Annotated in this window: 9 protein-coding genes; 1 reads left to right on the top strand and 8 read right to left on the bottom strand. The window is 61.8% G+C overall.

Annotated elements, in window-relative coordinates:
- Positions 1-54 precede the first annotated feature (54 nt).
- From D3879_RS07405 to D3879_RS07385, 5 genes are all read right to left on the bottom strand, one after another.
- A complete protein-coding gene (locus D3879_RS07405) occupies positions 55-657 on the bottom strand; it encodes a DUF924 family protein (RefSeq protein WP_119953409.1) in 603 nt (200 codons plus the stop codon).
- 3 nt (positions 658-660) lie between these two features.
- The gene (locus D3879_RS07400; RefSeq protein WP_119953408.1) at positions 661-1,668 is read right to left on the bottom strand and encodes a class 1 fructose-bisphosphatase; all 1,008 of its coding nucleotides are present in this window, start codon (positions 1,666-1,668) and stop codon (positions 661-663) included.
- Between the two features lie 90 nt (positions 1,669-1,758).
- Positions 1,759-3,414: a histidine kinase N-terminal 7TM domain-containing diguanylate cyclase gene (locus tag D3879_RS07395; RefSeq protein WP_119953407.1), complete on the bottom strand. Its 1,656-nt coding sequence runs from the start codon at positions 3,412-3,414 to the stop codon at positions 1,759-1,761.
- Positions 3,415-3,629: 215 nt separating this feature from the next.
- Positions 3,630-5,015 (bottom strand): DUF3999 domain-containing protein, encoded by a 1,386-nt coding sequence (locus tag D3879_RS07390; protein WP_420800904.1) that lies wholly within the window; start codon positions 5,013-5,015, stop codon positions 3,630-3,632.
- Complete coding sequence (locus D3879_RS07385; RefSeq protein WP_119953406.1) at positions 5,012-8,671, bottom strand: DUF2339 domain-containing protein; 3,660 nt, start codon at positions 8,669-8,671, stop codon at positions 5,012-5,014. Before D3879_RS07385 ends, D3879_RS07390 begins: the two co-directional genes overlap by 4 nt.
- Before the next feature lie 311 nt (positions 8,672-8,982).
- Here D3879_RS07385 and D3879_RS07380 point away from each other — a divergent pair, with 311 nt between their 5' ends.
- Positions 8,983-9,381, top strand: a complete 399-nt coding sequence (locus tag D3879_RS07380) for a YkgJ family cysteine cluster protein (RefSeq protein WP_119953405.1) — start codon at positions 8,983-8,985, stop codon at positions 9,379-9,381.
- A gap of 112 nt (positions 9,382-9,493) precedes the next feature.
- On the opposite strand, the gene D3879_RS26805 is transcribed toward D3879_RS07380, so the two are convergent.
- The 3 genes from D3879_RS26805 to typA all read right to left on the bottom strand — a co-directional run bounded on the left by D3879_RS26805 (position 9,494) and on the right by typA (position 14,109).
- Positions 9,494-11,104 carry a CHASE domain-containing protein gene (locus tag D3879_RS26805; RefSeq protein WP_119953404.1) on the bottom strand — a complete coding sequence of 537 codons (1,611 nt, stop codon included), beginning with the start codon at positions 11,102-11,104 and terminating at the stop codon, positions 9,494-9,496.
- The gene (locus tag D3879_RS07370; RefSeq protein WP_218567811.1) at positions 11,101-11,931 is read right to left on the bottom strand and encodes a substrate-binding periplasmic protein; all 831 of its coding nucleotides are present in this window, start codon (positions 11,929-11,931) and stop codon (positions 11,101-11,103) included. Before D3879_RS07370 ends, D3879_RS26805 begins: the two co-directional genes overlap by 4 nt.
- Positions 11,932-12,297: 366 nt before the next feature.
- Positions 12,298-14,109, bottom strand: a complete 1,812-nt coding sequence (gene typA / locus D3879_RS07365; protein ID WP_119953402.1) for a translational GTPase TypA — start codon at positions 14,107-14,109, stop codon at positions 12,298-12,300.
- Positions 14,110-14,162 lie beyond the last annotated feature (53 nt).

Genomic DNA, 14,162 nt, shown 5'->3' with positions numbered 1-14,162 from the left:
CGGGACATTGGCGGCAAGCTTGGCACAGCAAACCGCGGGTTGCCCGGTTGGACGTCAGAAGCGCGAGCCCGGTTCCCGCAGGAAAGAAACTTCCTCTGCAGTGGAAGCCCGGCCGAGAATGCTGTTGCGATGGGGAAAACGGCCAAAGCGGGCAATCACCCGCTGATGCCGCTCGGCGTAATCCAGATAACCGGCGAAGAGTTTGTCCTCCGACGCGGCCGCGCCAGCGTGCAATGCGGCAAACCGCGCCACCGACTGAGCCTGGCTGGGCAAGTCCTCGGCATGTTCGAGCACGAGGTAGATAAAGACCTGCTGGATCGGTGCTAACGCGGCCTCCCTGCCGTGTGCCAAGCCTTCGCGAACCAGCAGCTGCGCGCGGCGATCGCCGGCAAACGCTTGTGGTGTGTCGCGATAAATCATTCGCGGCAACTGATCCAGCAGCAGGATCAGCGCCAGCCACCCCGCAGGGTCTGCCATCCAGTCAGCCAAACCACCACGCAGAGCCTGCTCCACCTGCTCGGCGAAGCGCTCACGCGCCTCGTTATCCTGGCTGTCCTGCTTGCCGAACCAGAGCCCGCCGCGCGCGGCAACCACCTCGGTAACCGTAACGGCTGAACCGAACCACCAGTCCAGCAACGGCTGCCAAGGCGTGCGCATGACTTACTCCTGGTGGTAGGCGGTAACCCGTTCGACTTCTTCTTTGGAGCCGAGGAACACCGCGACCCGCTGGTGCAGGGAAGTCGGCTGGATATCGAGAATCCGCTGCGTACCATTGGTCGCCGCACCGCCCGCTTGCTCGACGATGAACGACATCGGGTTGGCTTCGTACATCAGGCGCAGCTTGCCCGGCTTCTCCGGCTCGCGGGAATCGCGCGGGTACATGAACAGCCCACCACGGGTGAGGATGCGGTGTACGTCAGCCACCATCGCGGCGACCCAGCGCATGTTGTAATCCTTGCCCAGCGGCCCGGTCTTGCCGGCCAGCAATTCGCCGACATAGCGGCTCACCGGCGCTTCCCAGTGGCGCTGGTTGGACATGTTGATGGCGAATTCCTTGGTTTGCTCCGGCACGCGAATGTTGTCGTGGGTTAGCACGAAGCTACCCAGCTCGCGATCCAGGGTGAAGCCTTTGACGCCGTCGCCCAAGGTCAGCATCAGCATGGTCTGCGGGCCGTAGATCGCGTAACCGGCAGCGACTTGCTGGGTACCCGGCTGGAGGAACGCCTCTTCGCCGAGGTCGCCGTCGTTGCCATTGCGATCCGGGCAACGCAGCACCGAGAAGATGGTGCCGACCGAGACGTTCACGTCGATGTTCGAGGAGCCATCCAGCGGGTCGAACACCAGCAGGTAAGCCCCTTTCGGGTACTTGCCGGGGATCTGGTAGGCGTTATCCATTTCTTCAGACGCCATGCCGGCCAGGTGACCGCCCCACTCGTTGGCTTCCAGCAGAATTTCGTTGGAGAGGACGTCGAGCTTCTTTTGCACTTCGCCCTGCACGTTCTCGGTTTCCATGCTGCCAAGCACACCGCCCAGCGCGCCTTTGGAAACCGCGTGGCTAATTTCCTTGCACGCACGCGCCACCACTTCGATAAGGAAGCGCAGATCGGCGGGGGTGTTATTGCAACGGGTCTGCTCGATCAGATAGCGGCTCAGGGTAACGCGGGACATGGAAGGCTCCGGAGGATTGGAAAACCCGCGCAGTTTAGCGCGAGTGAGCAAGCAATACCTCCTGTCAGACCGGGCGTCTGTCCGGAGAGTTCAGCCGCTCGACAAAGCCAAGGCGCAAACACGGTTACGGCCACTGCGTTTGGCCTCGTAGAGTGCCGCATCGGCGGCTTGCATCAACTCGTCCAGCGCCTGCCCTTGGGCCGGCCAGAAGGCCAGACCGGCAGACAGGGTCACAGTCTGTGGGCCACTGCGCGTGGGCAGCGGGCTGTCGGCCAATTGCCGGCAAATGAGTTCCAGCCGTTGCTGCGCCTCTTGCGCGCCAGCACCCGGAAGGATCAGCAAGAACTCCTCACCACCGATGCGAAACACCGCATCCGAGCTGCGCAGGCTGTCGGTCAGGTGCTGCGCCACCACCTTGAGCACGTCATCGCCGACCAAATGGCCATGCGCGTCGTTGAGCAGCTTGAAGTGATCCAAATCGATCAACGCCAAGGCAACCGGCGCGTGTTCGCGTTGAGCGCGGGCCTGCTCCCGACTGAAGAATTCGTCCAGATAACGGCGGTTGTAGAGCCCGGTCAGCGGATCGCGCAGCGCCTGCTCCTGCAACTGCTCATGCAGACTGGAGATCGTCCGCAATCGCTCCTCACTGGTCGCCAAGGCCTCGGCCAGCTTGAGTTCACTGAGGTGACGCTGAGTGACGTCGCGCAGATAGAGCATCTGTCCGAGCACGAAGGTGCTGGTGCGGGTAACCCTCTCGATGGCTCGCGTGCGCACCTCGAAATAGCGCACCGGGCTGGCCAGCGTCAGCAGTCGATCCTGTTCGCTGTTCGGCGGCTCCTGGAGCAAGGCGCGCAAGTCCACGCCAAATACCGGCCAGTCCGCCAGCACCCGACCCTGCCAAGCGCTGGTCAAACCCGCCAGTTTGAGCGCTGCCGGATTGGCTTCGATGACCCGTTGCCGTGGATCGATCACCAACACCGGATCGAGCAGTTCTTGCAGCAGCAGATGACGCGCCACGGGCAGCAGGTCGAACAGGCGCACCCCGACGATCAACCAGGCAAAAGCCGCCAAAGTGAAGGCAAAGCTGAAGGGCGTCGGGTCGAAACCAAAGAGCATCCAGCCGAATAACACATAGCTGAGATTGGCGACCCAGGGCACCGCGGTGACCAGCACGAACGCCAGATAATGCCGGCGGTGCACGCCATTGCTGAGCACCGCCGCGCGAATCACGATAGCCAGGCAGAACAGCATGAAGAAGTAGCCGTAAACCGCCGTGGCATAGAACAGCAGGCCATGCTGGTAGCGGATCGCCGCCCCCGGCGCAGCGGAGATTGGTGCGCTGCCGGCAGTGTAGAACAGTCCATGCCAGGGATTGCTCAGGGCCAGCAGCCAGACTATCGCCGGCACCACTGTCAGACCGAGGACATGGCGCAGCGGCAGCGGTTGACGTTCACTGTTGACGTATTGCCAGAGAAACACCGCCCAGAAGGTCGGCACCCCGACGATGCCTGGCCAGGCCATGCTGGCCCAGAACATCTTGCAGCTGGCGCCCTGCGCTGCCATCTCGACACTGGCAGCGAGCATCCACCAGAGGCTGGCGATATGCAGCAGGATAAAGCTGTCGCGGCCGGGGAAATAGCGCTGCCGGGTCACCCAGCGCGCCAGCAGGATGACGCCCACGCAGACCAGGCCTGTGAGGATGACCGGCATGCTCAGCGCCCAGCCCGATTGACTGCAGGCATTCATGACCGCACCCCTGCAGGCGTCTGGGCAGCAGTTGCAGCCACGTCACCTAAGCAGCTGGGGGCTGTCACAGCCCTGTGCAAAGCACTCAAGAAATAGTTATGCAAAGGCCTTCCCGACCTAAAGTCACGCCGACGAATCGCACAGAACTGCGCGCCGAGCCAACCATACGCCAACTCACTCAGCTGCCTAAAGACTTTCTGCATGTCCGTTGGCCATCATGGCTTGACCGCCGGCGCGCGCAACAGACTCCAGGCCATCAGCACCAGCAGCGCGACCCCGAGCAACAGCACGGCCCAAAGTCCGAGGCGCTTCCAGTCGAAGCTGGCCGCCTGCACTGCACTGGACTCCACAGCCGCCTCTACTTGCGGCTCGGCGGCCGCTTGCGCCACCCCCAGCTTGGCCAAACGCTCATCGTCATAGCCAGGAATCAAGGTCGTTAGCGGCAGATTGGCCGCTTGCGCGGCAGCATTGCCGATCGCCAGCGTATAGGGCGGCGTACCACGGGCGAGGAACACCACTTGCGTCGCCCGCAGCCCGACCGTCAGCTGTGGCGCGGCACTGCCCAACCCACCACCGCGCTCGTCGACCTGCAAACGCAATTGCTGCACCCGTTGCGCAGGCAGCTCCAATTCATTCTGGATGACCTCCTTGCCGTTCTGCGGCAGGCGATAGAGCAGGCCGCGCGCCAGCGGTTGCCACTGCACCTTGCCATCGCGGCGGCCGCTAAGGATCACCGGCGCCAGGGTATTCGACTGTTTCAGTTCGACACGCACGCGCTCCAGCGGCAACGCCAGGGGCAAGTTCCAAGTATATTCACCCGCCTTCACGTCGCTCGGAGCCAGCGCCGCCGACCAAGCCATCGGCGCCGGCGCGCTGCTGCTACTGGCACTGAGCAAACGCGCCGCGGTCAGCGCCGGCGCTTGCTGCGGCGCCAGCCATAGCAGGCGCAGGTAACGCGCACGCTGCCCCGGCAGACTGACTTCACGCTGATCGATACGCTCATCAGCGAATGCCAACCGAGCAATCTGCCCGTCGCCCCAAGCTTGCCAATGCTGCAGGTCATCGCTGGCCTCGATGGAAAAGCGCTGGAAGCCGTCACGCTCGGCACTCCAATCGAGGATCAGCTTGTAGAGCGGCGCCTTGATCGCACTGGCGTCCAGCAGCCAACCACGCAGCACCTCCTCGGCGTTGACAGACGCGCCTTCCGGCGCCACCTCCACCAAGGTGCCGCTGGTATTGCGCCGCACCCGAATGCTCGGCACCGCCTGCGCAGCGTCAGCTTGGCTATGTAGCGGGAACCATTTGACCGCGGTTTCCGTGCGCGTCTCGCTGTGTTGGGCACTCCCGAGGGTCAAGGCATAAGCCTGGGCCTCGCCCTCGGCATTGAATACCCGCAAGTCGCGCAGATCACCAAAGCGCCCAGCGAAATGCAGCGCCATCGGCAACTCCAGGCGATACCACGGCCCCTCACCGCTGAGCGTCAGCGGCACTTGCACGACATAGTCACTGCGCTGTTCCTGAGCGCCGACTAGCGCCGTGACCAGCATCCCGGCAGCCGCCAGTAGCGGCCGCCAACGCCGAAAGGAAGAAAAACCACTCATGTACGGGCCTGCTCTGCTTCAGATGCCGGCTGCCGGGGCGGCAACGGGGCGAAATAGCCGACGATCAACAGCAGCACGCCGACTCCGATAAACGACACGATACGTTCCAGACCGCCACGGTTACCCAGTTCGATGAAGAACAGTTTGGCCACCACCACGGCAATCAGTACCGCACCCACCAACCAGATCTCACGGCGGCTGCGCAGATGGCCGACGATCATCAAGGCCAGGGCGATCAGGGTCCAGACGATGGACAAACCCGCCTGCACCAGCATCGACTCGAGCAGCGCGGCCAGTTGATAAGGCACGCCGCCCCAGTGATGCGCGGCGCGGAATACCGCAGCGGTACATAAGGCAAACAACGAGGCGCCCGCCACCAGTTGTGGCAGCCACTTCGACTGACCGGCGGCGAAGCCCAGTTGCGGCAAGCCACTGCGCAGCCAGTTGCACACGCCGAGCAAGGCAAACAGCAAGCCCAGCTCCAGCGGGTTGATCAGCGGTAGATACGGTAGCGGCTCGGCGCCGCCGTCACTGGCGATATTCGCCAGCCAGAACCAGACCAACATCAGCAGCGCCAACGGCAAGGCGACCAACACACGATACTCGCGCGGATAGGCCCGCACCGGCCACGGCAAGCTGCGCGCAGCGGCCATCGGCAGTGGAGCCTTCAGCGGCTGAGCCATCAGCAATAAATACCCACTCGGCAGCAACGCCCAGCCCAGCCAACGCCAAGCGTTGTAATGCTCGGACAAGACATACAGCAGGTAGCGCAATTCCAGCGCCAGCACGCCGATGATCAGCCAGCAGCCGAGCACATGCGCCGCGCTCAAGGCGGCGGCTGGCAACAGCGTGGCCAGGCGATGCAAGGACCATAGATGCACGGCAAACAACAGCCCCCAAGCCAGCCAGCCGAAATTCGCCGCCGGGTGGTAGTCCGTCTGCCAGGCATACAGCAGCGCCACGCCAGCGGCCGGCACCAGCAATGGGCAGAGCAGCGCCAGCGCCGGCCAGCGCACGCGCACGGCCAGCAACGTCCACAGCGCCACCGTGCCGGCGGCGACCAGCAACAGCAGCGGTACCTGCAAGTCCGCTGGAGCAAAGCGCAACACCTCGCTGACCAACGCCAGCGTCCACCAGCCCGCGCCCCAGACCAGCAGCAACTGCGACAGCCGTTCCAGGCTCAGCGGGCCCATCGACTCGTCGTCACGCCTGGCCGCCAGAAACAGCCGCCAGGCACCGATCAACGCGGCTATCGCCAGCACCGCCGGGGTCCAGAAACCGGCATGTGCCAGCGGCCGCAAACCTTCCGCACTCAACTGATAGAGCAACAGCGGGCTCGCGGCCAGGAAGGCTACCCCACCCGACGCTTGCAGCAGCAGGCCGAAGACGAAGCTCGCGCGCTGTTGCAGATACAAGCTGAGCCAGATGATCAGCAGGCCGCTGCCTGCCCACACCGCGCTGGCGGTTTGCCAAGGCAGCACGAACAGTACCGCCAGGTTGATGAACACCAGGCCAACCAGCAACACCAGCGACAAGCCGCGCATCAACCGCGCATCACTGCTGACTTGCTTGTCACGCGCGGCGATCAGCATGCCGCCAATCAGCGCCAGACCGATTAACGAGGCGGTGACCAAGCCGCGCCAACCGGCACTGAACACGCCAGTCTCGGCCCCCGAGGCGGTTTTCAGCTGCAGCAGGAACAGCGCACCGCCGAGCAACTGCACGGCAAAGGCGCTGAACAGGAAGCTGCGCGAATGGATGCGCAGCCCGGCGAACAAGGTCGCCAGACCGGCCAGCGCCCAGCAAATCGCAGTGGCCTCGGCCTCCAGGTTCAACGGTGCCAAGAGATAGAGGAAGGCCAGACCGGCACAGGCCAGGATCGGCAAGCCACGCCGCTCCCAGCTCGTAACCTGCGCAGGCAATGCGCGGCGCAAGCGGTCATGGCTGAACAGCAAGGCTCCGCCGAGCAGCAGCGCACCTAGCGGCGCACCGCTCAACAAGGTATCCACGCCCGAGTCCAGCTCAGCAAGGAAGGCCAGCGCCGCACCCAGTTGCAACAGCAAGGCAAAAGCGCGAGCCAGAGTGCGCTGCTGACGCAGGCCTAGCCAGTAGATGCCCGCCCCCTCCACCGCCCAGGCCGCTGCCGTCCAACGCGCATCCAAGCCCAACGGAATCGCCAGCGTGCCAAACACCACCCCCAGCGCCAGGCATGTTTCCACCAGCAGCAAGGCGCGACCCGGAGCCCGCCCGGCCAGCAAACGGGCCAAGCCCAGGTAGAACAGACCCAGTGCCAGTGCACTGAAGGCGGCGGCAAACTCGAGGTGCTGCACCAACCCGAACTGCAGGCCGAAACCGACGATGGGCGGGCCAAACAGTACGGTGCCATCGACATAGTCGCCCTGGCGCGCCGACCAACGCAGCAGCGCGGCGCGACTGTCGTCCTCCGGGCCCGCGCCCACTTCACGCAACTTACGCCGGGCGAATAACAGGCCGATGGCCACGTACATCAGGAAGAACAGGATCAGGAACGGCTCGGTGCTCCATAACAACTCTGGCGTGTAGGAGCGCAGCCCCCAGGCGAAGCCGATGCCGAAGGTGCCGACAAAGCCGATCAGGTTGAGCAGACGCCAGGCCTTGAACCAGGCGATGACGAAGATGCCGGCATTCAACAGCGCAAAATAGGAGAACAGCGCGACGTGGTTGCCGCTGCCGGTCGAAGTCAGGATCGGTGCGGCAAACCCGCCCAAAGCCGCCACCGTAGCCAGGCCCATGGCGTTCTGCGCCACCGCCAGGATCGCCGAACAGAGCGTCACCACCACCAACAGCGACAGCGCCGTACCCGGCGACAGCAGCGGATGTAGACGCATGGCGGCGAACACCGTCAGGTACAACACGGCAATCCCGGTGCCTTGCAGCATCAGGGCATAGTTCGGATTACGCAGACGCAACCACCAACCCAGGCCGAGCAAGGCGATCGCGCTGGCGGCCACCCCGGCGTAGCGCATCTCCACCGGCACCACCATGCCTTCGGTGGCGTAACGCAGGAGGAAGGCCAGACCGAGGAACAACAGCACCACACCTATCCGCAGCACGGTATTGCCACCGAACAGCCAGGCTTGCGCCAGGTCGATCGCCCGTTCAATCGGCGAAGGCTGGCGTGGCGCTGGCGGTACTCGCGGTGCAGGTGTGCGCGGCGGGATTACAGCCTCGGCGCCCCACTCGCTGGGCGCACTGGCCTGCGCTGGCGGCGTAGTGGGTGCATGAGGCGAACCCAACAACTCCGGCGGTAGCTCCCAAACCAGCTCGATTTCAGGCTCATGCGCAAATGCCGGCTCCGGCTCGCGGGTGGCTGGGGCGGCGGCTTCGGCCTGCGTGGGGGGTGGCTCGGCTGGCACCGCTTGATCCGAACCCGGCTGGCTAGGTTGGCTCTGCTCAACCTTGAGCAAGCGTTCATGAATCGCCGTAGTGCCCTGGGCAAAGCGCTCGGCGAAGCTCTTCAGCTCCTGGCGCAGCTCGGCGTTCTGCGCTTGCAGCCCCCGTAGCTTGAGCGCCTGGCCGAGCCCCAGACCGAGCAAGCCACCCAAAAACCCACCAGTAACCGACTCGCCCACCACGGCACCGACCAGCAGACCGACCAGCATGAAGATCCATTGCATGCACTGATTTCCCAATCGGGTTACGAACAAACCACCTGCGTCCCTGCAAAGAGCCGTCAAGGCCGGCGCAATTAGGCTGCTGGCCAGTATATCGGCCCCGCCACCTCACCTTATAGCGGCGAATGCACTGCGCCGCACAGATCCAGATCATTCAGCCACTAATCCAGTCATTGCGACAAACCGGCAGATGGTTGTTCACAAATTCGCCAGCCCCGCTATCATGCCGCGCCCAGAACCTGTTCAAGATCTAGTCGAGCAAGCCCAGACAAGTATCGAACAGGTTCCCAGAACGCCCTGCTAGGTGTGGATAAATGACTAAGTTGTTGGTCGTCGGTGCCGAGCTCGATCGGACGGACACCTGGATCAAATACGAAAAAACCATGTGCAGCAGCTGTATCTCCAGCTGCTGCACCATGCCTGTGGAAGTGCGCTTCACCGATTTGCTGCGTATCGGCCTGGTGCAAGAGTTCGAACGCGGCGAACCGCCCAAGCAGATTGCCAAGCGCTTGATGAAAGAGGGCGTGGTCGAGCGCTTCAACCAGAAATATGGCATCTACACACTGACCCGCATGGGCAATAACGACTGCCTCTATCTGGATCGCAAGACGCGCTTGTGCACCATCTATGACAAGCGCCCAGACACCTGTCGCAATCACCCGAAGATTGGCCCACGGCCTGGCTATTGCGCCTATAAGCCGAAAGCCCGGTAGGTTGGCGCTGAGCCAAAGGCGATGCCCAACAACCGGCCTGCAAGGCCGGGCTGCCAGGCGCTAATCCGAACAAACCTACGCACCACCTACGCACCAACCAACATAGCCAGCCCTATTGCGCGGTGTGGCGCTCGATGACCTTCGGGCAATATAGCTGCACCCGATTGCGACCACGGTCCTTGGCCTGATACATCGCCGTGTCAGCATTCTTCGACAGTTGCACCTCGTCACTGCCGTGTTCGGGATAGACGGCAATGCCGGTGCTCGAAGAAATACTCAGGGGCAACTCGCCCTCCAACTCGAACGGCTGATTAAGCGACTCGCGGATTTTCTCGGCGACCCGCAGCGCGTCATGCTCGCTCTCGATGGCCGGCAGCAGGACGACGAACTCGTCGCCGCCCAAACGCCCAACGATATCCGACTCGCGCACACAACCCTGCAGGCGCCGCGCCACGACTTGCAACAGCGCGTCGCCGACATGATGGCCCAAGGTATCGTTGATCGGTTTGAACTTGTCGAGGTCGATAAACATCAACGCCAAGCGCGACTTATTGCGCCTGGCTTGAGCCAGTGCATGAGTCAAATGATCACTGAACAGCGCCCGGTTGGGCAGCTCCGTCAGCGCATCGTGTTCAGCCTGATGACGCAGGCGTGTCTCGCTTTCGCGCAGCTCCTGGGTCATCTCCCTGGCCAGAGCCAGCGCCCGTGAGCGACCCGTGGCGAGCATCCAGGTAAGCAGCGTTAACAGCAAACTCAAGGCGATCCCAGCAAGGCCGATCAGTCGGGAGTTATCTTTACTGAGGGGAGTGTCCATGTCCGGCAGGGAACCCAGCTCCAAGGCCCAGGTTCGACCCGCCACCTCAAGGTATTCGACCGCTTCGCCGCGCTGGGTGGTGGCTACTTCACTGGCCCCAGTCGAATCGTAGAGCAGCGACTGCTCGGCCATTCTCACGCCATCGTAGATTTTGATCTGAGCTGAACCGGCGCGCTCACCATAGAGACTCGCCATCAGCTTGTTGATGCGCAACGACGCGACTACCCAGCCACTGAGCGCGGCCCGCCGAGCAACCGGGTTATCGTGCGACAGGCCTTTGGCATACACCGGCAAAAACATCACGAAGCCAGGCTGCGAGCCGGCTTGCGCATCAGCTTCCAGCAGCAGCTCCAATTTGCTGGTGATGGTCGCATCGCCGGAATCCCGCGCCTGCTCCATCGCCGCGCGCCGCAAAGGCTCGGCGTAGGGGTCAAGGCCAAACATCAAGCGGTTGCGCCCCGCGAAGAGTTCCAACTGGATCACCGGCGCATAGAACTCACGCTCACCCTCGGGCCTTATCTGGTACTGCGCCAGACCCTGTTCTTGCTGGGCGGCAATGTGCTGGGCTTTTTCGGCATGCGGCACCCATTGCAAAAAGCCAATCCCCTCGATGCCGGCAAAGTCCGCGCCTAACTGCAGAGAGTCAACATAGGTTTTGAACTCCCCACGCTTGACCTTGCCCGACGCGGCAAACAAACCCTGCACCCCCCTTAGCACCTGCTCATAGGCCGCAATCCGTTGCTCAATGCTGCTGCTCGCCTCACGCAAATTGAAATCAGCGCGCTCCTGCTGATCGAGCAAGGCATTGCGTTGTTCATGCTGCCAAAGCAGGTAGGTAACGCTCAGCGAGACCAACAGCGTCAGCGGCGCCAGTAGCTGATAGCGCAACGTCCACTTGAGCGTTTTCAAAAGTCGACCATCGTTCGAGCAAGTTCAGCAGGGAAGTACTTTTCAAAAATGCGCAGCACCGTGCCATCCGCGCGCATCGTCTCCACCAATGCACGCCATTTGGCTTGCTCCGCTTCGGGAATCGACTTCTTGGACATGATCAGCCCATGCGGAGTGGGAGCGTCACCGGTATCGATAATGCGCGTCAGCTGCCTGATCGCTCCGCTCTCCACCTGCGAATAGTCGAACGGCTCGATGATCATTCCCTGGATCCGATTCATCTCCAACACTTCATACAGCGGCTCCAGCCGGCTCGCATAGCTGACCCTCCGCTCGGCGCTTAGGCGGTCGACCAGGTGATTGGCATTCGGGCTATAACGGAAGCTGCGAATAATCCCCAGTTGCAGCGCTGGATTGTTTTCGAAATCAGCCAGTTGCTGTACCTGGGCGTCTTTGCGCACCAGCAGGTAGTACTTGTTAGAAAAATACCAGGCAAAGCCGGCAAACTTTTCCCGCGCCTCATTGCTGATGCCGGAAAGGCTGAAATCCAGGGCACCCGATTCAATCAACTGCCATATCCGCGCGCGCGGCAGCAGGGTAACCGTCACCTTGCAGCCACTGCGCTTGATCAGTTCAGCCGCAAAGTCCTTGTCGATCCCGGCATCGGTTTCTGCCGAATAGAGCAAACCGTGATCATGTAAAGCCAGCGTCATGGCGCGACTGCAATCAGGCCCCTGCGCCGCTAGAACGTTGTCGACCGCACCGAGCGCCAGCAAAGCCAGCGTTAGCCGAAGAAACTGCCGCATAAAACTTCGCACCCTACAACTCAGACCGATGACTGTGCGCATATCAAGTCCCTTTCTGCGCCTGCTCGATCGAAAGAGTAGGCCAGCACGGATGACTTGTATGGCCGATTGCCGCTATTTCCAGCAATCCGACGTTTGCTCGACCCGGCAAACCACGCAAATCGCCCCCCCTTTCCTCAACGCTTGCCCACTGTATAGCCACGCAGGTTGACTCGCTGCCAACAAAACGCCCCGTTAGTCGGACTGGCAGGGCGCTGAATCGCTACTTCTGTTGGGTTGTCTCGCTAGCCGCAACCTTCGGCTTGGGAGGATGCTTAGCTCACCTCAGCAACTATTTACTTGCCCAAAAAAAATCCCCGCCATCAACGATGGCGGGGATTTTTACTTAAGCCCGCAGTGAGCTAAGGCTTAGCCTTTGCTCGAACGCTTGCGCAGGTTCTCGTCCAGGATCTTCTTACGCAGACGGATCGATTTTGGCGTGATTTCAGCCAATTCGTCGTCTTCGATGAATTCCAGAGACTGCTCCAGGGTGTAGCGGATAGGCGGAACCAGAGCGATGGTTTCGTCTTTACCGGAAGCACGCATGTTGTCGAGCTTCTTGCCCTTGGTGGGGTTGACGCCCAGGTCGTTGTCGCGGCTGTTGATGCCGACCAACATGCCTTCGTACACGTCATCGCCATGGCCAAGGAACAGCTTGCCACGCGCTTGCAGAGTCTCCAGCGAGTAGGTCAGTGCCTTGCCGGTCGCAGTCGAAACCAGCACGCCATTCTGACGGCTGGACATATCGCCAGACTTCATCGGGCCGTAGTGGCTGAAGATGCTGGTCAGGATGCCGGAACCGGAAGTCATGGTCAGGAACTGGTTACGGAAACCAATCAAGCCACGAGCTGGAATGGTGTACTCAAGGCGAACGCGGCCCTTGCCATCGGGAACCATGTTGCTCAGGTCGCCTTTACGCAGACCCATTTGCTCCATCATGGAACCCTGGTGCTGCTCTTCCAGGTCGATGGTGACGTTTTCGTACGGTTCGTGCTTGACGCCATCCACAGTCTTGATGATGACCTCAGGACGGGAAACACCCAGCTCGAAGCCTTCGCGACGCATGGTTTCGATCAGTACCGAGAGGTGCAGTTCGCCACGGCCGGAGACCTTGAACTTGTCAGCGGTGTCGCCTTCTTCAACGCGCAGGGCGACGTTGTAGAGCAGCTCTTTGTCCAGACGTTCCTTAATGTTACGGCTGGTGACGAACTTGCCTTCCTTACCGCAGAACGGCGAGTCATTGACCTGGAAGGTCATGCTCACGGTCGGCTCATCAACGGACAGCGGAGTCATTGCTTCGACGTTGAGCGGATCGCACAGGGTGTCGGAGATGAACAGTTGGTCGAAACCGCTGATGCAGACGATATCGCCAGCAGCTGCTTCTTCAACGTCAACGCGGTGCAGACCGTGGTGACCCATCAACTTGAGGATACGACCGTTACGGCGCTTGCCGTCGACATCGATTGCCACAACCTGGGTGTTCGGCTTGATGCGACCACGAGCGATACGGCCGATGCCGATAACGCCGAGGTAGCTGTTGTAGTCCAGTGCGGAGATTTGCATCTGGAACGGGCCGTCACGGTCGACTTTCGGCGCTGGGACGTTGTCGACGATAGCCTGGAACAGCGGGGTCAGGTCTTCAGCCAGGTTGTCGTGCTCAAGACCGGCCAAGCCGTTGATCGCCGAAGCGAAAACGACCGGGAAGTCCAGTTGTTCTTCGGTGGCGCCGAGGTTGTCGAACAGGTCGAGCATTTGATCGACGACCCAATCCGGACGTGCGCCCGGACGGTCAACCTTGTTCACCACAACGATTGGACGCAGGCCAGCCTGGAAGGCTTTCTGGGTCACGAAACGGGTTTGCGGCATCGGGCCGTCAACGGCGTCGACCAGCAGCAGAACCGAGTCAACCATGGACATCACGCGCTCAACCTCGCCACCGAAGTCGGCGTGGCCGGGGGTGTCGACGATGTTGATGTGGTGGCCATTCCAGTTGATCGCGGTGTTCTTCGCGAGAATGGTAATGCCGCGCTCTTTTTCCTGGTCGTTGGAGTCCATCAGGCGCTCGGTGTCGAGCTCGTTACGCTCGAGGGTGCCGGACTGACGCAGGAGTTTGTCGACCAGGGTGGTTTTGCCATGGTCAACGTGGGCGATGATGGCGATGTTGCGTAGATTTTCGATCACTTGTGCATCTCGATCAGAGGATTCGGTTCGCCGCTAAGTCTAGGCGGCCAGTA

Origin of the sequence: Pseudomonas cavernicola (assembly GCF_003596405.1) — a bacterium.
Taxonomy (GTDB): Bacteria; Pseudomonadota; Gammaproteobacteria; order Pseudomonadales; family Pseudomonadaceae; genus Aquipseudomonas; species Aquipseudomonas cavernicola.
The sequence above is the reverse complement of the archived record's forward strand: the minus strand, read 5'-3'. Positions and strand labels throughout refer to the sequence as shown.